Annotated in this window: 19 protein-coding genes; 4 read left to right on the top strand and 15 right to left on the bottom strand. The window is 61.0% G+C overall.

Features of this window, described 5'->3' with window-relative positions; translation table 11 throughout:
- Positions 1-36: 36 nt before the first annotated feature.
- Positions 37-759, bottom strand: a complete 723-nt coding sequence (locus ACSQ26_RS01335; RefSeq protein ID WP_436005537.1) for an FkbM family methyltransferase — start codon at positions 757-759, stop codon at positions 37-39.
- A 99-nt stretch (positions 760-858) separates the two neighbouring features.
- On the opposite strand from ACSQ26_RS01335, the gene ACSQ26_RS01330 reads away from it, so the two are divergent.
- Positions 859-1695, top strand: a complete 837-nt coding sequence (locus ACSQ26_RS01330; protein WP_436005535.1) for an NAD-dependent epimerase/dehydratase family protein — start codon at positions 859-861, stop codon at positions 1693-1695.
- 56 nt (positions 1696-1751) lie between these two features.
- Here the strand turns inward: ACSQ26_RS01330 and ACSQ26_RS01325 are convergent, their stop codons facing one another.
- Positions 1752-2195, bottom strand: a complete 444-nt coding sequence (locus tag ACSQ26_RS01325; RefSeq protein ID WP_436005533.1) for a DoxX family protein — start codon at positions 2193-2195, stop codon at positions 1752-1754.
- A 208-nt stretch (positions 2196-2403) separates the two neighbouring features.
- On the opposite strand from ACSQ26_RS01325, the gene ACSQ26_RS01320 reads away from it, so the two are divergent.
- A complete protein-coding gene (locus ACSQ26_RS01320) occupies positions 2404-3108 on the top strand; it encodes a glutathione binding-like protein (RefSeq protein WP_436005531.1) in 705 nt (234 codons plus the stop codon).
- An 18-nt stretch (positions 3109-3126) separates the two neighbouring features.
- On the opposite strand, the gene ACSQ26_RS01315 is transcribed toward ACSQ26_RS01320, so the two are convergent.
- From ACSQ26_RS01315 to ACSQ26_RS01290, 6 genes are all read right to left on the bottom strand, one after another.
- Complete coding sequence (locus ACSQ26_RS01315; RefSeq protein WP_436005529.1) at positions 3127-3831, bottom strand: alpha/beta fold hydrolase; 705 nt, start codon at positions 3829-3831, stop codon at positions 3127-3129.
- 31 nt (positions 3832-3862) lie between these two features.
- Positions 3863-4294: a hypothetical protein gene (locus tag ACSQ26_RS01310; protein ID WP_436005527.1), complete on the bottom strand. Its 432-nt coding sequence runs from the start codon at positions 4292-4294 to the stop codon at positions 3863-3865.
- Positions 4295-4763: 469 nt separating this feature from the next.
- On the bottom strand, positions 4764-6404 hold the full coding sequence (gene groL, locus ACSQ26_RS01305; protein WP_258158287.1) for a chaperonin GroEL: 1641 nt from the start codon (positions 6402-6404) through the stop codon (positions 4764-4766).
- 59 nt (positions 6405-6463) lie between these two features.
- Positions 6464-6760, bottom strand: coding sequence for a co-chaperone GroES (groES, locus tag ACSQ26_RS01300; RefSeq protein ID WP_436005525.1), 297 nt, complete (start codon positions 6758-6760; stop codon positions 6464-6466).
- Positions 6761-7082: 322 nt separating this feature from the next.
- Positions 7083-7478, bottom strand: coding sequence for an endonuclease domain-containing protein (locus tag ACSQ26_RS01295; RefSeq protein WP_436005523.1), 396 nt, complete (start codon positions 7476-7478; stop codon positions 7083-7085).
- Between the two features lie 128 nt (positions 7479-7606).
- Positions 7607-7873 carry a DUF433 domain-containing protein gene (locus tag ACSQ26_RS01290; RefSeq protein WP_436005521.1) on the bottom strand — a complete coding sequence of 89 codons (267 nt, stop codon included), beginning with the start codon at positions 7871-7873 and terminating at the stop codon, positions 7607-7609.
- 199 nt (positions 7874-8072) lie between these two features.
- Between ACSQ26_RS01290 and ACSQ26_RS01285 the strand changes: the two genes are divergently transcribed.
- Complete coding sequence (locus ACSQ26_RS01285) at positions 8073-8900, top strand: chromate resistance protein ChrB domain-containing protein (protein WP_436005519.1); 828 nt, start codon at positions 8073-8075, stop codon at positions 8898-8900.
- On the top strand, positions 8897-10267 hold the full coding sequence (gene chrA, locus ACSQ26_RS01280) for a chromate efflux transporter (RefSeq protein WP_436005517.1): 1371 nt from the start codon (positions 8897-8899) through the stop codon (positions 10265-10267). Before ACSQ26_RS01285 ends, chrA begins: the two co-directional genes overlap by 4 nt.
- An 87-nt stretch (positions 10268-10354) precedes the next feature.
- On the opposite strand, the gene ACSQ26_RS01275 is transcribed toward chrA, so the two are convergent.
- From ACSQ26_RS01275 to ACSQ26_RS01245, 7 genes are all read right to left on the bottom strand, one after another.
- Positions 10355-10705 carry a YidB family protein gene (locus ACSQ26_RS01275; RefSeq protein ID WP_436015044.1) on the bottom strand — a complete coding sequence of 117 codons (351 nt, stop codon included), beginning with the start codon at positions 10703-10705 and terminating at the stop codon, positions 10355-10357.
- Positions 10705-11154 carry a hypothetical protein gene (locus ACSQ26_RS01270; protein ID WP_436005515.1) on the bottom strand — a complete coding sequence of 150 codons (450 nt, stop codon included), beginning with the start codon at positions 11152-11154 and terminating at the stop codon, positions 10705-10707. Before ACSQ26_RS01270 ends, ACSQ26_RS01275 begins: the two co-directional genes overlap by 1 nt.
- Positions 11155-11310: 156 nt before the next feature.
- A complete protein-coding gene (locus tag ACSQ26_RS01265) occupies positions 11311-11784 on the bottom strand; it encodes a nucleoside deaminase (protein WP_436005513.1) in 474 nt (157 codons plus the stop codon).
- Positions 11785-11949: 165 nt separating this feature from the next.
- On the bottom strand, positions 11950-14160 hold the full coding sequence (locus ACSQ26_RS01260; RefSeq protein WP_436005511.1) for a 3-hydroxyacyl-CoA dehydrogenase NAD-binding domain-containing protein: 2211 nt from the start codon (positions 14158-14160) through the stop codon (positions 11950-11952).
- A gap of 16 nt (positions 14161-14176) precedes the next feature.
- Positions 14177-15385: an acetyl-CoA C-acetyltransferase gene (locus tag ACSQ26_RS01255; protein WP_436005509.1), complete on the bottom strand. Its 1209-nt coding sequence runs from the start codon at positions 15383-15385 to the stop codon at positions 14177-14179.
- A gap of 249 nt (positions 15386-15634) precedes the next feature.
- Entirely contained in the window at positions 15635-16006 is a 372-nt protein-coding gene (locus ACSQ26_RS01250; protein ID WP_436005507.1) for an endonuclease domain-containing protein, read from the bottom strand.
- A 136-nt stretch (positions 16007-16142) separates the two neighbouring features.
- Positions 16143-17936: an acyl-CoA dehydrogenase C-terminal domain-containing protein gene (locus ACSQ26_RS01245; protein WP_436005505.1), complete on the bottom strand. Its 1794-nt coding sequence runs from the start codon at positions 17934-17936 to the stop codon at positions 16143-16145.
- Positions 17937-18372 lie beyond the last annotated feature (436 nt).

Genomic DNA, 18372 nt, shown 5'->3' with positions numbered 1-18372 from the left:
TGACCGTTCAACTACAATGAACACACTTGCCCGGAGCTAGAGCCGGGCCGCATGGATATCCCACCAATGGGTCCGGTCGGCGATGCGGTTGCCTTCGCGGTCGCGCACAACAGAGGCGTAGAGCGCGACGATGTTCTCGTGCGACAGCCATTCACCGTCGATCTCATCGCCCAACGGACCTGACGCACCCTTGGGAAACGCCGCGCCGCTCGTCTCATCCTGCAAATCCGGCACGGTCGACTGGTCGAGCAGCTTGAAGCCGTTATAGCCCGCCGAGGCGAGGATATCGAGATACTGGAAGCCGAAGCGGCAATCCTCGACGCTGACCCGGGCGGGGAGCAATGGCAGCGACGTGAGCTGTTCCAGCACCTGGAGGTCGACGCCCTCGACATCGATCTTGAGATAATACGGCACGCCGTGCTCGGCGAACAGTTCGCCCAGCGTCATCGAGCGCACGGTGATCGGCTGTGTCGCGCTATTGTCGCGGCCGGCCCAGCCGGTCTCGATCGAACTCCAGTGGTCGTTGTCGAGATTGACGTGGAAGGTCACCTCGCCGGACTGGTCCCAGATCGCGGCGTTGACGATGGCGAGCTTGTCCTCGGCGATCGCATCGACGAAGCGCGCCTCGGCCTTACGGCAGAGTCCCGGATTGGCCTCCAGCGCCACGACCTTGAAACCCTTGCGCAGGTAGAAGCCGGTGTCGTCGCCGTTGTTCATGCCGAGATCGGCGACCAGCCTGCTGTCAAGCGCGTATTCCATCATGCCATCCTTTTGAGCGGCTCATCGGCTACTCTGATATTCCATGGCGGCTTGCCCGTGGCTAATGTCGCTGGCGATTCGCCCATCGAGAAGGATGACATGAAAAAGAGAATCCTGCTCACCGGAGCGTCGGGCTTCGTCGGACGGCAGGTGGCGCGCGCGCTGATCGAGGCCGGACATCGGCTTGTCGTGACCATGCGACCTGGCGGGCTGGAGCGTTCCGGCATGGGCGCGGATGAGGCCGATGTCATCGAAACGCCGGATCTTTTCGCCGAAAGCGAGGACTGGTGGGCGGCGCATATGGCAGGCGTCGATACGGTGATCCATGCCGCCTGGTATGTCGAGCCGGGGAAATATCTCGATTCATCGCGCAATGTGGATTGCGTCGCGGGTAGTCTCAGACTGGCGGATGCGGCGAGACGCGCCGGGGTCGGGCAATTCATCGGCATCGGCACCTGTTTCGAATATCGCCTGCCCAATGACCAGATCACGGCGGATGCGGCCCTCGGTCCGGTGACGCTCTATGCCGCCGCAAAGCTCGCGCTCTATCACATGCTGGAGCGGCGGTTCGCGGGAAGCGCCACGCAACTGACATGGGCGCGGCTGTTCTATCTCTTCGGCGTGGGCGAACACCCCGCACGGTTGTTTCCGATGCTGCACCGGAAGCTTGCCGGTGGAGAAACGGTCGAGCTTTCCTCGGGCGACAAGATCAGGGACTTTCTCGACGTGGCGGAGGCAGGCAGCATGATCGCACGCGTAGTGGAGAGCCAGCAGGCCGGCGTGGTCAATATCTGTTCCGGCCGGGCGGTGACGATCCGCGAGATCGCCGAGGAGATCGCCGATATCCACGGCCGGCGCGACCTTCTGCGCTTCGGCACCGCCACGGTCCATCCCCGCGATCCGTTTGCCGTGGTCGGCGTGCCCAATATTCTCTAGGCACAAGAAAAACCCGCCGGATCGCTCCGGCGGGTTTTGACTGGAGATGTCAGGTATCAGGCGAGCGCGGGCTGAGCCACACCGCGGCGGGCATCGATGGAAATCGCACCGGCACCGACGGTGGCGAGCAGGACATAGGCGCCGGCCAGCGTGAAATTCTTCATCATCATAATCTGGTTCAGTGTGTTGATCCAGCCGAGCGCGCCTTCCGGCCAGCCTTCAATGGCGACAGTGCCGCTGTGGAAGACGGCGCCGGTGAAAATGCAAAACAGCGCAAGTGCCCAACCGGCGATCGTGGTCTGGAAACCGACGAGAACGGCGAGGCCCGCGACAAGCTCGAAGAGACCGGCGAGATAAGCGAGAGCGGAGGCGCCGGGCAAGCCTGCGCCGGTGATCATACCGGCAGTCGCGGCCGGATCGGCCAGCTTGCTGAAGCCGGACAGGATGAAGATGAAGGAAAGGAGAATGCGGGCGACGAGAATGAGAATTGACTTGGACATCGGGGTTGCTCCGTTGAATTCGTTGGAGCCCTTCAACCACGTCTTGGTTGTTTACGATAGAGCGCAAATGATGCACATATCGTGCACTAATATTGAACGACATCCCTCTTGAAATGTGGCTGGAATTGGGCATCTGTCGCTTGTCGCGGCCGATACGAGTAATTATGTTGCCGGCACCATACTTTTCCGCACCCACAAGGACCCCTGCATGGCCGACCTCTCCTCCTTCAAGATCACCCAGCGCTGGCCCGCCGCCAATCCCGACGTGATCCAGCTCTATTCGCTGCCCACGCCGAATGGCATCAAGGTCTCGGCCATGCTCGAAGAGACCGGCCTCGCCTATGAACCGCATCTCGTCAATTTCAGCAGCAACGACCAGCTGACGCCGGAATTCCTGTCGCTCAATCCCAACAACAAGATCCCCGCGATCATCGATCCCAACGGTCCCGATGGAAAGCCGCTGGAGCTGTTCGAGAGCGGCGCCATCCTCTTCTATCTCGCCGAAAAGTCCGGCAAGTTCATCCCCCAGGACGCCGCAGGCCGCTACGAGACCCTGCAATGGGTGATGTTCCAGATGGGCGGTCCCGGCCCGATGTTCGGCCAGGTCGGCTACTTCGTGAAATTCGCTGGCAAGGACATCGTGGATCCCCGCCCGCGCCAGCGCTATCTCGACGAAGCCAGGCGCCTGCTCGGCGTCATCGAAGGCCGGCTCACCGGCCGCGACTACATGATGGGCAGCGCCTACACGATCGCCGACATCGCGCTCTGGCCCTGGCTCCGCACCATCAACGGCTTCTACGGCGCCGGCGAGTTGGTCGGCATTAAGGATTTTCCCAAGGTGCTGGATTACGTAAAGCGCTGCGAGGAACGACCGGCCAGCCAGAAGGCAGTCAACATTCCGGCGCGGGGCTGATCGCATTTACCTTCGTCGCTAGCCGACTTCTACCTGCGCGATCACCTCGCGCAGGATTGCATTGAGCGCCTCGGGACGTTCCATCGGCACATAATGCCCGCAATCCTCGATCACGTGCAGTCGGCCATTCCGGGTGAGCCCGGTCTGTCGCGCCGAGGATTCCACGCCGGGTGCAGTGTCGTCCGCACCGGTAACGAAGACGACCGGGATTTCCAGTTCCGAGAGCAACGCCTCCCGGTTTGGCCGCGTGTGAAACACGCTGACGCCACGCGCAATATCTTCCGAGGGATGGCTGAGCGCGAGTTGATGCGCCCGCGATCTCGCCTCGGTACTGACATCTGCAAAGAGTGGGTTCCAAAAGGTCGCCCACGCCGCTTCGACGCCCGCCTCGTCCAGAATATGCAATGCACGGGCATGAAGTTCGGGATTCGGCCGGTGCCGGGCGTTGGTGCCAACCAGCACAAGCGCCGCAACGCGCTCGGGCGCGATGCTTGCCACTTCAAGGGCACAGGACCCGCCGACGGAGTTTCCGACGACAATGATCCGCTCCTCCTTCACCGGGCTCAGCGCGGCGGTCGCCCAGGCGCGCATGGTATCGCCATATCGGTAGAGCGTCGGCGCATATGTCGAACCCGGAAGAAGGCTCGCCTGCGCCGACCACATCCTGCCGTCCAGTGGCAGCGCATGCAGGAAAAGAATGCCGATCCTTGCGCGTGAGGTCATGGCCACAGCCATCCTTCACATCGGACTGGGGTCAATGGCCCGAGGTCTCGACGGGCATACGGGGAAAGATGAACACGCCGGACATGCGGCCATTGTTATGCTCGCCGAAGCCGCTGGATTCGCCGATGCAGACCAGCGGCTGGCGCTCACCTGGTCCGGTGACGATGTGAGTGGAGAAGCAGAAGGACGAGGCCGACGAAGAGGCATTCTCGAGCAGTTCGAGAATGCTGATCCTGTCCGCCGCATCGTAGCAGCGCAGCAGGGTCAGCAGGCCGCACTCTCCGCCTGCAAGTCCATGCAATTGCTCGCTGAGTGTTCCGAGCTGGAACAGGCCATTGGCCAGATCACCGCTCCATTCGTCGGTGACGCAGAACTTGTCGAGGGCTGACGGCTCGAAACCGCTTTCAAGGCGTTCCTGCGGAATCTGCAATGCAGGCGCTTTCACCTTGGATATTCTGAACACTGCCTGCCCCCGCCCCTTTTCCGCCGACTTGCCGCGAACTCTCTGCTTTACTCATGGTCAATAAGTAAGCTTGCCCTGTTGGCGGCAAGATTGCGCTGATTCAATGACACATTCACCCAATAGTCTGCAGAACAACAGCACTCTTCCGAGCGCGACCATAAAACATGATACTATGTCATGTTTTTGGCCTCCCATTCAGCTGGATGGCAGGTATCCGGACCCCATTTCCTCGAATCGAAGGCAATTCTTATAGGAGCTTTCATCCGCTCGGCAATAGAGAATCCCCGCGCCTTATACTTTAGTAAAAAATACTTGATCACTAGCCAGAGTAAACGGCCTCGTTATTTCTCTTTCCGCACCCAATGAACCTTTTCGCGCATGCAGATAGCACATGACCTTGCTCAAACGAAAAGAGGCGCCTCGAAGGACGCCCCAATTACATTAGACGATGATAATAGGCCGTGGCCTATTACATCATGTCCATTCCACCCATGCCGCCCATGCCGCCCGGCATGCCGCCAGCGGCATCCTTCTTCGGCAGCTCGGCGATCATCGCTTCGGTGGTGATCAGCAGCGAGGCGACAGAAGCAGCGTTCTGCAGCGCGGTGCGGACAACCTTGACCGGGTCGACGATGCCCATGGTGATCATGTCGCCATATTCAGAGGTCTGGGCGTTGTAGCCGAAGTTCTCTTCGTTCTTTTCGAGGATCTTGCCCACGACGATCGAAGCTTCGTCACCGGCGTTCTCGGCGATCTGGCGAACCAGCGACTGCAGAGCGCGGCGAACGATGTTGATGCCGGCTTCCTGGTCGTCGTTCTCACCCTTGGAGGTGATCTTGGTCGAGGAGCGGAGAAGAGCGACGCCACCACCGGCAACGATGCCTTCCTGAACGGCAGCGCGGGTCGCGTTGAGCGCGTCGTCGATGCGGTCCTTCTTTTCCTTGACTTCGACTTCCGTCGAGCCGCCGACGCGGATCACGGCAACGCCGCCAGCGAGCTTGGCAAGACGTTCCTGCAGCTTTTCGCGGTCGTAGTCGGAGGTGGTTTCCTCGATCTGCGCCTTGATCTGGGTGACGCGGCCTTCAATGTCGGACTTCTGGCCGGCACCGTCGACGATCGTGGTGTTTTCCTTGGTGATCGACACCTTCTTGGCGCGGCCCAGCATGTCGAGGGTCACGTTTTCGAGCTTGATGCCGATGTCTTCGGAGATCACGGTGCCGCCGGTCAGGATGGCGATGTCTTCGAGCATGGCCTTGCGGCGGTCGCCGAAGCCGGGAGCCTTGACGGCAGCGATCTTGAGGCCGCCACGGAGCTTGTTGACGACGAGCGTTGCAAGGGCTTCGCCTTCGACGTCTTCAGCAATGATGAGCAGCGGACGCGAGGTCTGGACGACAGCTTCGAGCACCGGCAGCATGGCCTGGAGGTTCGAGAGCTTCTTTTCGTGCAGCAGCACGTAGACGTCGTCGAGATCGGCGACCATCTTCTCGGCGTTGGTCACGAAATACGGCGAGAGGTAGCCGCGATCGAACTGCATGCCTTCGACGACTTCGAGTTCGGTTTCGGCGGTCTTGGCTTCTTCAACCGTGATGACGCCTTCATTGCCGACCTTCTGCATGGCTTCGGCAATGTCGAGACCGACCTGCTTGTCGCCGTTTGCGGAGATCGTGCCGACCTGTGCGACTTCTTCCGAGGTCGAGATCTTCTTGGCCTTGCGGGCGAGATCCTTGACGACTTCGGAGACAGCGAGGTCGATGCCGCGCTTGAGGTCCATCGGGTTCATGCCGGCGGCAACGGCCTTGTTGCCTTCGCGGATGATCGAGGCGGCGAGAACCGTCGCGGTCGTGGTGCCGTCACCAGCGATGTCGTTGGTCTTCGAAGCGACTTCGCGGACCATCTGGGCGCCCATGTTCTCGAACTTGTCTTCAAGTTCGATTTCCTTGGCGACCGAGACGCCGTCCTTGGTGATGCGCGGAGCGCCGAAGGACTTGTCGATGATGACGTTGCGGCCCTTGGGACCGAGGGTGACCTTCACCGCGTCAGCGAGAATGTCGACGCCGCGCAGCATCTTTTCGCGTGCGGTGCGGCCAAACTTGATTTCTTTTGCAGCCATTTTAGAAAACTCCCGGGCTCAGTGCCCATTGGTTGTCATGGATTGAAGGGATACGGCAATCAGCCGATAACGCCCATGATGTCGGATTCCTTCATGATCAGAAGGTCTTCGCCGTTCACCTTGACTTCGGTGCCCGACCACTTGCCGAACAGAACGCGGTCGCCGGCCTTGACATCAAGAGCAACGAGCGAGCCCTTGTCGTCACGAATGCCGGAGCCGACAGCGACGATTTCGCCTTCCTGCGGCTTTTCCTTGGCGGTGTCGGGGATGATGATGCCGCCCTTGGTCTTTTCTTCGGATTCCACGCGGCGTACGACGACGCGGTCATGGAGCGGACGGAAATTGATGTCTGCCATCGTTAGTTTCCTCGATCAAATAGATTGCCGGGTCTTCTCCGGATGAATGGATTGTTAGCACTCGTCTCCTTGGAGTGCTAGCGGCGTGGATTTAGGCTTCACGTGTTCGTGAGTCAAGGATCGGCCTGTGAAATATTTTTGACGGAATGGTGAACGCGACGGACCTGCCCTGCGCGCCGTTCTGCTGGAGGTGCTGGTCCCGGATTGTCAGACCACCTATGACACCCGCATCGCCCCACATTGTGACATTGATCTGGGCAGGGCAAGGCGGCAGGTTAAGCCCCTCCCCCTTGTGGGGAGGGGTTTGGGGCGGGGTCTTTCTTCAAAACGGTACAGGGTCCTCCGGATACCCTTTGAGCAGATGCCGCAGACTGCGTTCGATCTCAATGAACACATGGTCAGGTCCATCGATCACCTGTCCATTGTCGAACCGGAGCACAGTGACGCCCTGCGCCTTCAGGAAGGCATCCCTCTTTATATCGTGCGCCTTACCATGCGCCGTCTCGTGCGTGTCCCCATCGACCTCGACGATCACGCGGACCGACAGCCAAGCAAAATCCGCGATATAGGGACCGATGGGTGTCTCACGCCGGAACCGGGCGCCATACGGCTTGAGGTCGCGGAGCATGTTCCACATTCGCTGTTCGGCCTTGGTCCGATCATGGCGTAGCGCTCGTGCGCGCTTTCGCGTTTCCGGTTCGACATTGGAATGCGGCATGGAAGTGCCCTCATTACATCAAGACCCCGCCCCAAACCCCTCCCCACAAGGGGGAGGGGCTTAACTCGCGGCAACCGCCGTTGCCACATGCAAACACAATACACATTCATCAATGAAGAATTTAAGCGTCAACGCGCAAAGCCGTTTCGGCCGAGCTTATCCTGCCAGTGTTTTCCGAGCGTACGTATCGCCCAAGCTCTTGCTGCCTCGACGCTGCCGGCGGGCAGGGTTGGGAAATCCTCGTAAATTTCACGCGCCGAGCTTCCAGTCTTGAGGTAAATCAGGATCGTCTCGACGGGTACGCGCGTGCCTGAGATCACCGGCTCTCCGCCCATTACTCCCTCGGCGGTTTCGACGGCTACTTCGTCAGGCATCATATGGGCTACAGAAGACATCGTCGTGCTCCAATATTCATTGCATGATGCCACAGACCTGCAGCCGTGCAAATCCCTCCCGCGACTGCCACACTCGTCTCCAGCCAGCGTTGACATCGAGCCTCATTTGCCGCAAGACATTGCCCATGGAGTGTGCGAATACTCCACGAGGCGTCATGCTGCAGTTTCGCATCCCGATTTCCAATTGCGGAGCAAACCCATGGCGAACTTTGGTTTGATTTCGGTCGACAAGCTTTTCAAGCTCATCGGCACACCCCAATCCCCTGTTATCATTGACGTACGCGACGACGACGATTTCGCCGCGGTTCCATCGCTCATCCCCTCCTCGACCCGACTTGATTATTCCACCGCCGATACCTGGGCCCGCAATTTTGCTGGAACCCAGGTCGTCGTGTCCTGCAAGCGCGGCAAGAAGCTCTCCGAGGGCGTGGCGGCCTTCCTCAGGCTCGCCGGCGCATCAGCGGAAGTTCTCGACGGCGGCACGGAAGCCTGGATCGAGGCCGGCCTGCCGATGGTGCCGGTGGCGCGGATTCCTGGCGGCGCGGTGACCGGCGCCACGCTCTGGGTCACCCGCTCGCGTCCGAAGATCGACCGCATCGCCTGCCCCTGGCTGATCCGGCGTTTCGTCGATCCGCAGGCAAGGTTCCTGTTCGTCACCGCGTCCGAGGTCGAGGCGGTAACCGAGAAGTTCGGCGCCACGCCCTTCGACATCGAGGGCGTCTTCTGGAGCCATCGCGGCGAGACCTGCACCTTCGACACCATGATCGAGGAATTCGCGCTCGACATTCCCGCACTCCATCGGCTTGCCGAGGTTGTGCGCGGAGCCGACACGGATCGCCACGATCTCGCACCCCAGGCCGCGGGGCTGCTGGCGGTGTCGCTCGGCCTCTCCCGCATGCATTCGAGCGACCTTGCGCAATTGGAAGACGGCATGCTGGTCTATGACGCCTTCTATCGCTGGGCGCGCGACGCGACGGAAGAGCGCCACACTTGGGAAGCGCACGCGCCGAGGCGGGCCAAGCCATGATCGTGGGCGTTGAAACCGCGGCCCGTCCGGAGCAGGCAGCTCCGGCCGAGGCTCCATCCTTCTCCGAAGCGACCCGTGTCTGGGCGAAGATCGGGTTTCTCTCCTTCGGTGGACCGGCGGGCCAGATCGCGCTGATGCACAAGGAACTGGTCGACGAGCGGCGCTGGATATCCGAGAGCCGCTTCATGCATGCGCTGAATTTCTGCATGCTGCTGCCGGGGCCTGAGGCGCAGCAGCTGGCGACCTATATCGGCTGGCTCATGCATGGCTGGCGCGGCGGCGTGGTGGCCGGAACGCTGTTCGTGCTGCCTGGCTTTCTCGTCATGCTGGGCTTGTCCACGGCTTACGCGCTGTGGGGGCAGACCGATTGGCTCGGCAGCCTGTTCTTCGGGCTGAAGGCGGCGGTGCTTGCCATCGTCATCGAAGCGGTGATCAGGATCGGCAAAAGGTCGCTGAAGACCAATGCCATGAGGGCGATCGCGCTCTTCGCGTTCCTCGCGCTTTTCCTCATGAACGCGCCCTTCCCGCTGGTGATCCTGCTGGCGGGTATCGCCGGCTATGTCCTGTTCCGGACCGGCGCCAAGACGCCGGCAATCGGGCATGGCGCAGCGGTCGAAGTCGCCGACAACCTGCGTACGGACCATCGCGCCTCGCCGAAAGGCGCGCTGGCTGCCGTCATTCTCTGGGGCGCTTTATGGGCGCTGCCCTTCGTCCTCATCTGGATGGCGGGCAATCCCGGACAATACTCGGAGATCGGCAGCTTCTTTTCCAAGATGGCGGTGGTGACCTTCGGCGGCGCCTATGCCGTGCTCTCCTATGTCGCCCAGCAGGCGGTGGATCATTATCACTGGCTGCGGCCGGGCGAGATGCTCGACGGGCTGGCGCTCGCCGAGACGACGCCGGGGCCGCTGGTGCTGGTGCTCACCTTCACCGGCTTCATGGCGGCCTACCGCAATCCCGGTGGCCTGCCGCCGCTGGCGGGTGGCATCACGGGCGCGATCCTCACGACATGGGTGACCTTCGTGCCGTGCTTCCTGTGGATTTTCCTCGGCGCGCCATGGATCGAGAAGCTCAGGGAGAACAAGGCCCTGGCCAGCGCGCTTGCGGCGATTTCGGCAGCGGTGACCGGAGTGATCCTCAATCTCGCGATCTGGTTTGCGCTGCATGTGCTCTTCGCCCGCGTGGACACGGTCCGAGCCGGACCCTTCGCGGTCGTATCACCCGAATGGGCAACGATCGACCCCGCCGCACTGGTTCTGGCACTCGCCTCCGCCATCCTGCTCTTCCGCCTCAAGGCCGGGACCTTCGCCACCCTGGCGATCTGCGGCGCGGCGGGCATGGCGTTGAAATATTCGGGGCTCGCCTGAGAGCCAATCTCAGCGGCTTGACAGACAATGAGAAGGGGCGCGACCTCGCGGGGCGCGCCCCCTTGTTGTTGTCAATAACAACCGCAATCAAGCCGTTTCAAGCGTGCCGTTCGGGCTTGCCTGGTCGACGACCGCCGGCAACTGGTTGGCCAGCACGTTGGCAACCTGATCCATAGGGATGCCGAGCTTGCCGGCCAGTTGCAGCAACTGTTCACTGCCCAGCACCGAACTGATTTCCTCGGCACTAACAGGCACATTGTCGCCCTTACCGAGCCATGAATTGACCTGCGGACCGAGCCCGGCATCATTGAGCTTGGCGAGCACGCCATTGAGCCCGCCCATGCCGTTGAACGCATCCGACATCAGGCCGCTCAACCCGCCGGCATGCGAGCTGATAGCATTTTCGAGCATTCCTGAGAGGCCATCGAAGAGACCCATCACGAAGACGACTTCAATTTCGTGTTGCACAGGCTGTAATAGCCGCCGCCCTTCTGGATCCATTTCAGCGAACCCAGCGTATTGTTGGCCTTGTTCTGGTGATAGGCATCGACGCAGGTGTGGAGACGCCCCTTGCCAGCGGATTCGGACGAATATTTCGCTGATATCGCCTTGGGGAACTGGACACCCTTGGGAGCGGCAACCGTCGCCTTTTCCGGTTCCTCGTCGGCATCCATCGAGACATCCGGCTCGGCGGTCGCGTCGGCGCCGCACTGTGCCTTGCGGAAGTCGTTCCACTTCACGTTCTTGGCCGACCCGTCCTTCTGGGCGATCTTGTATTTGGAACTGCACTCTTTCATCGTCAATGCCGAAGCCGGCGTCGCCGCCGTGAAGATTGCCACGGACCCTAGAAGTGCGAGAGATGTGAGGATTGCGGCTCGACTCGACATGGAAAATCTCCTTCCAGTTGCACGATTGCTACCATCGGATTCATCGAAGCAGTTGTCAATGTGGTAGACACAACTGAAGAAACTGTCGTCGACAGTGGCGGATTGATGGCAAAACAGAGAAGCAAGTGGCCTTCAGGACAGGTCGATGACGAGGCTCTATGCCTTGCCCAGATGTTTGGGCCAGAATTCCTGATGTATTGCGGCGGCTTCCTCTTCAAGGTTCGTCGGACCGACGACGGTGACGATGCGCGCGCCGGTTTGCAACACCGCCCGGCTCGGTACGTTCAACCCGATCCCGGCGATCTCGCCAAGCCGCGTTTCGGAACACGCAAACACCATCCGCCCGATGCCTGACCAGTAAATCGCCCCGGAGCACATCGCGCACGGCTCCGTGCTGGTGTAAAGCGTGCAGTCAGCGAGAAAAGCGGTGTCGTAGTGTTTCGCCGCCAGCTTGACCAGGTTCATCTCGGCGTGGTTCGTCATATCGTGACCGGTGAAGACGCTGTTTTCAGCGCGCAGGATGACTTCGCCGTCCTTCACCAGCACCGAGCCAAACGGTTCGTCGCCGTTTTCCATCGAGGATTTCGAGAGCGCAATCGCCTCGCGCAAGAACGGCTCGTGGTTTTCCATCAGAGTCTCCCCCCAAAAAACTGGCGCGCGATGACTTTGTATTAAATCGAAGGGATTTCATAGAGGCTGCAAATCGGATAACCAGTTCCTCGCTATCAGCCAGAATACCTTGTTCATCAGGGAAGTCATCGAAGGTCTCTTCGCTGATACATGCCTTGCTGGTACTCATGCCGCCTGCTTCCGCCGATACGGATCGAACCGCGTGTAAAACGTCTCGCCCTTCGCCGCCATGTCTTTCAGCAGCGGCGTCGGCGCGAAATGGCTGCCGTATTTGGCGGCGAGTTTTTCGCACAGCGCGACGAAAGTCTTCACCCCCATGCCGTCGATGTAGCTCAGCGTACCGCCGGTATAGGGCGCGAAGCCGAAGCCGAGGATCGAGCCGACATCGGCTTCGCGCGGATCGGTGACGATGCCTTCCTCGACGGTGCGCGCCGCTTCGAGCGCGATGGTGACCAGCAGGCGCTGCTTGAGCTCGTTGAAATCGACTTCTTCGGCCGTCTTCTGCGGGAAGAGACCCTTGAGGCCCGGCCAGAGAGATTTCTTGGCGGGCTTCGGCGGATAGTCGTAGAAGCCTTTCTGGTTCTTGCGACCAAGGCGGCCGAGATCGGTCACCATCTTGTCGACCAGCGCCATGTGGTGCTTCTCGACCGAGGCTTCTCCCAGATCGTTGATCGAGGCTTTCATGATCTTGTAGGAGAGGTCGATCGCTACTTCATCATTGAGCGAGAGCGGCCCCACCGGCATGCCGGCGAACTTTGCGGCATTTTCGATCATGATGGCGGGCACACCCTCGGCCAGCATGTCATACGCCTCGTTGATATAACGGAAGACGCAGCGGTTGACGTAGAAGCCGCGCGTGTCGTTGACGACGATTGGGGTCTTCCTGATCGCCGCCGCGTAGTCGAGCGCAACCGCGATCGCCTTGTCCTCGGTCTTCGCGCCGAGGATGACTTCCACCAGCATCATCCTGTCGACTGGCGAGAAGAAATGCACGCCGATGAACTGGCCGGGGCGCTTGGAATTTTCGGCCAGGCCCGTGATCGGCAGGGTCGACGTATTGGAGGCGAAGATCGAGCCTTCGGGCAGCACCGCCTCGACGGCTTCGGTCACGGTCTTCTTCACGCCGCGATCCTCGAACACGGCTTCGATAACGAGGTCGGCATCGGAGAGTGCGGAGTAATCCGGCGTTGCCGTGATCAGCGACAGCAGCCTCTCGCCGTCCTCCTTGCTCATCTTGCTCTTGGCGACCGCGCCCTTCACTAGGTCCTCGGAATGCGCCTTGCCCTTGTCGGCAGCCTCCTGGTCGCGGTCGATCAGCACAACCGGAATGCCTGATCGAGCCGTGACATAGGCAATGCCGGCGCCCATGAAGCCCGCGCCGATGACACCGATCTTCTTGAACCTGGTCAGCTCGATGCCGGCGGGACGGCGGGCGCCCTTGCCGAGTTCCTGCATCGAGACGAACAGCGAACGCACCATCATCTGCGCTTCGGTGGTCTGCAGGATGTTGGTGAAATAGCGCTGCTCGATCTTCAGGCCCGTGTCGAACGGCACCTGCAGGCCCTCATAGACGCATTTGAGGATCGCATGCGCACCGGGGTAGTTCATGTTGGTCTCGCGGCGCAGGATCGCATTGGCCGCCGAGAACAGCTGCACGCCCTGCGGCGACCAGATCGTGCCGCCCGGCGCCTTGAAGCCCTTCTTGTCCCAGGGCGCGACGGGATCGACGCCCTTCTTGATGAGTTCCTTGGCTGATGAGATCAGATTTTCGGGCTCGACCACTTCGGTCAGCAGACCGAGCGCCTTGGCGCGGGAAGCAGTCAGATCCTGGCCGGTCGTCATGATCTGCAACGCGTCCTGCGTGTTGATCAGGCGCGGCAAGCGCTGGGTGCCGCCGGCGCCGGGGAAGATGCCGATCTTGACCTCGGGCAGCGCGATCTTCACGGACTTGGAATTGGACGCGATGCGGGCGTGGCATGCCATGGCAAGTTCGGTCGCCCCACCCATGCAGGTGCCGTTGATTGCCGCGACCCAGGGCTTGCCACAAGTCTCGATCTTGCGCCACAGCCAGCTCATCCGGCCAGCCGCATCGAAGAGCCGCCTGGTCGCACCGGCAGGGTCGGCCGCCCGTCCCTCTTCCATGGTCCGCGAGATGGCGTTCAACATCGTGATGTCGGCACCGCCCGAGAACTGCGGCTTGCCCGAGGCGAAGACCACGCCCTTGACGGCAGCGTCCGCGACCGTGGCATCGACGATCGCCTCGATCTCGTCCATCACCTCCTGGGTGAAGACATTCATCGATTTATCAGGCATGTCCCAGGTGACGAGTGCTACCCCATCGGCATCGGTTTCGACGGTGAAATTCTTGTAGGTCATGTCCTGTTCTCCCGTCTTACACGCGTTCGATGATCGTCGCGGTGCCCATGCCGGCGCCGATGCAGAGCGTGACCAGCGCGGTGTTGAGGTCGCGGCGTTCGAGTTCGTCGAGCACCGTGCCGAGGATCATCGCACCGGTAGCGCCGAGCGGATGACCCATGGCGATGGCGCCGCCATTGACGTTGATCTTGTCGTGCGGGATGTCGAAGGCCTGCATGTAGCGCAGCACGACGGCCGCGAAGGCTTCGTTGAGTTCGAACAGGTCGATGTCGGCAATTGTCATGCCGGCGCGCTTCAGCAGCTTCTCGGTGACGTCGACCGGGCCGGTCAGCATCAGCGCCGGTTCCGAGCCGATATTGGCGATCGCCCTGATGCGGGCGCGTGGCTTCTTGCCCAGTGTCTCGCCACCCGCCTTGGAGCCGACCAGCACGGCTGCGGCGCCATCGACGATTCCAGACGAATTGCCGGCATGGTGGACATAGTTGATCTTCTCGACATCCGGATGGGCCTGGATCGCCACCGCATCGAAGCCGCCCATCTCACCCATCATGGTGAAGGAGGCCTGAAGCGCGGCCAGCGCCTGCATGTCGGTGGTCGGGCGCATGTGCTCGTCGCGGTCGAGGATCACCATGCCGTTGATATCGGTGACCGGCACGACGGAATTCTTGAAGTAGCCGTTCTGCCAGGCATGGCCGGCCCGCTTCTGGCTCTCGACCGCATAGGCGTCGACATCGTCGCGGGAGAAGCCGTATTTGGTGGCGATCAGATCGGCGGACACGCCCTGCGGCATGAAATAGGCCGGCACCGCCACAGAGGGATCGACCGGCCAGGCGCCACCCGACATGCCCATGCCGACGCGGCTCATGCTTTCGACTCCGCCGGCGATGATCAGGTCGTCAGCCCCCTGCGCCACCTTGGCGGCGGCAAGGTTGACGGCATCGAGACCCGAGGCGCAGAAGCGCGAGATCTGCATGCCGGGCGCGCGATTGGAATAACCGGCCTCGAAGGCCGCCGCGCGGGGGATGACTGAACCTGCCTCCATCACCGGATCGACGCAGCCGAAGATGATGTCGTCGATGGTGTTGGTGTCGATACCGTTGCGGTCGCGCAGCCATTCCAGCGTATGCGCGGCAAGCCGCACCGGCGGCACTTCGTGGAGCGAACCATCCTTCTTGCCGCGCCCTCGCGGGGTGCGGACGTGGTCGTAGATGAATGCGTCGGTCATGGTGTGTTTCTCCCTGGGCGGTCCGCGAGAATTTGCTTGATTGTCATTCGGGGTTACCCCCCTCTGCCCTACCGGGCATCGCCCCCACAAGGGGGGAGAGTGGATGGGGCGCGCTCCCGGCCTCAAACTCAAATCGGAACCAGTGAAAACGCCGTTGCGGTGGGGCATGACGGAAGCCACGAGCCACTCTCCCCCCTTGTGGGGGAGATGTCCGGCAGGACAGAGGGGGGTAAGCCACGTTGAAACCTGTCATTCGAATTTCTCCACCCCGATCGTCCTGATGATCGCGTCACAAACGGCATTGATATTCTTCAACGGTTCGTCATTCCAGAACCTAAGCACCGTCCAACCGTCGGCTTCCAGCCGCGCTGTACGAATCTTATCATATTGCTGGTCACTATCATTGCCATGCTGAGAACCATCGACTTCGATGATTAGTTTGTGATCGGAGCACGCAAAGTCAACGATGTATCCCGCAATTGGCATCTGGCGTCGGAAGCTCAACCCCATGAGACGATGCGCCCGTAGCTCACTCCATAGTTTGCGTTCGGCATCGGTCATTTCAGAGCGTAATCGCCGAGCGTTGTTGCGGGCACGATCAGGGATTTTGGTGTGGGACATCAGATGTGACACCCCCCTCTGTCCTGCCGGACATCTCCCCCACAAGGGGGGAGCCGGCGCACCCTGCTGTTCTCCCCCCTTGTGGGGGAGATGTCCGGCAGGACAGAGGGGGGTGTCGCCAGCATCAAAGCCATCGTCAAAACGCCGCCGCGTCCAGCGCCATCACGCTATCCGCACCGGTCTCGATCCGGGCCTTGCGCAAGACGGTCTCGGGCATCATCCGATCCATGAAGAACCGTGCCGTCACCAGCTTATTGTTGAAGAAATCGGTGCGTGCATCGCCCGCATCCAGCCGTTCATACGCCGCCTTGGCGCTCTTGCCCCACATGAAGCCGAGGATGACGAGGCCGAAGAGGTGCATGTAATCGGTGGCGCCGGCGCCGGCATTGTCGGGCTTGGCCATGGCGTTGCTCATGAACCACATCGTCGATGCCTGGAGATCGTTGAGGCCTTTCTTGAGCGCCTTGGTGAAGGGTGCCAAGCGTTCGTCGGCGCGGTTTTCCTCGCAGAAATCGGCGATCTCCTTGAACACAGCCATCACGGCGCGGCCGCCATTGGCGGCGAGTTTGCGGCCGACGAGGTCCATGGCCTGCACGCCGTTGGCACCTTCATAGAGCATGGTGATGCGGGCATCGCGGACATACTGGCTCATGCCGTTTTCCTCGATATAGCCATGGCCGCCGAACATCTGCTGGGCCTGCACGGCATTTTCGAAGCCACGATCGGTCATCACGCCCTTGAGGATGGGCGTCATGATCGAGAGGATATCGTCGGCCTTCTGCCGCTCCGCTTCATCGGGCGAACGATGGGCGATATCGGATTGCAGCGCGGTATAGAGCAGAAAGGCGCGGCCGGCTTCGTTGATCGAACGGATCTGCATCAGCGTGCGGCGAACATCGGCATGGACGATGATCGGATCGGCCTTCTTGTCCGGCGCCTTGGGGCCGGTCAGCGAGCGCCCCTGGATGCGCTCGCGGGCATAGTGGGCGGCGCTCTGGTAGGCGGCCTCCGAGATCGCCAGACCCTGAAGGCCGACGCCGAGGCGGGCCTCGTTCATCATCACGAACATGGCGGCGAGACCCCTGTTCTCGGCGCCGATCAGGTAGCCGGTCGCCTCGTCGTGGTTGATGACGCAGGTGGCATTGCCGTGGATGCCCATCTTGTGCTCGATCGCGCCGCATGAGACGCCGTTGCGCGCGCCAACCGAGCCATCGGCATTGACGATGAACTTCGGCACGATGAACAGCGAAATGCCCTTCGTGCCTTCGGGCGCCCCTTCGATGCGGGCGAGCACCAGATGGACGATATTCTCAGTCATGTCGTGTTCACCGGCGGAGATGAATATCTTCTGGCCCGAGATCTTGTAGCTGCCATCGGTCTGCGGCACGGCCTTGGTGCGGAGCAGGCCGAGATCGGTGCCGCAATGCGGCTCGGTTAGGTTCATGGTGCCCGACCATTTGCCCGACACCATGTTGGGCACATAGGTGCGCTTCTGCTCCTCGGAGCCATGGACGAGGATCGCGGCGACTGCGCCGTTGGTCAGGCCCGGATACATCATCAGCGCCATATTGGCGGACGACATATACTCGCCGACGGCGCTGTGAAGCGTGTAAGGCAGGTTCTGGCCGCCGAATTCCTCCGGCACCGAAAGACCGGACCAGCCACCCTCGCAGTAGGCGTCATAAGCCTGCTTGAAGCCCTTGGGCGGCGTCACCGAGCCATCGGCGTGGCGTGTGCAGCCTTCCTGGTCGCCTGAGAGATTGAGCGGGAAGAACACTTCCTCGGAAATCTTGGCGGCTTCGCCGGCGATCGCTTCGATCATGTCGGGCGTGGCATCAGCGAAACCCGGAAGGTTGTGATATTTCTCAAGTCCCAGAACGTCGTTGAGAACGAACAGCGTATCTTCGACGGGCGCCTTGTAAACGGGCATTTCAGGTCTCCTCACCCAATCCGGCTTTGCTCTTGCGATGCCATCTCTACTACAAAACTTTGACGTTTGCGTAAACGTCAAAAATCATTTTCGAACAGTTTTGCCGACGCTCCCGGCCTGCCCCCTGGTCTGGCTTCGCGGAATGACGATAGGGCGCCTCGCTTGGGCAAGGATGGATTCATTGAGGGTTTGGGGACGCAAACAAAGGGGCAAATGACCAAAAACCATGCCCAAAACCCGAAAGGTTAAAGAAATTTCATTCGGGTTAACGGGTTGTTTACCACGATTTGTAAAACCTCGTTAATGAAAAGCGGCGCGAGTATTCGATTTGGCCCGCTCTCCGCATTAGTCTGTCCAGTCCCAGTCAGCCCGGCGAAAGTCCTGCTGGCTACTGTTCGAGGACGAAGGACTGCCCGGAGAGCTGGCTTGATCGGCG

The sequence above is a fragment of the Rhizobium sp. LjRoot254 genome, assembly GCF_964254105.1.
Lineage (GTDB): Bacteria > Pseudomonadota > Alphaproteobacteria > Rhizobiales > Rhizobiaceae > Rhizobium_E.
The sequence above is the reverse complement of the archived record's forward strand: the minus strand, read 5'-3'. Positions and strand labels throughout refer to the sequence as shown.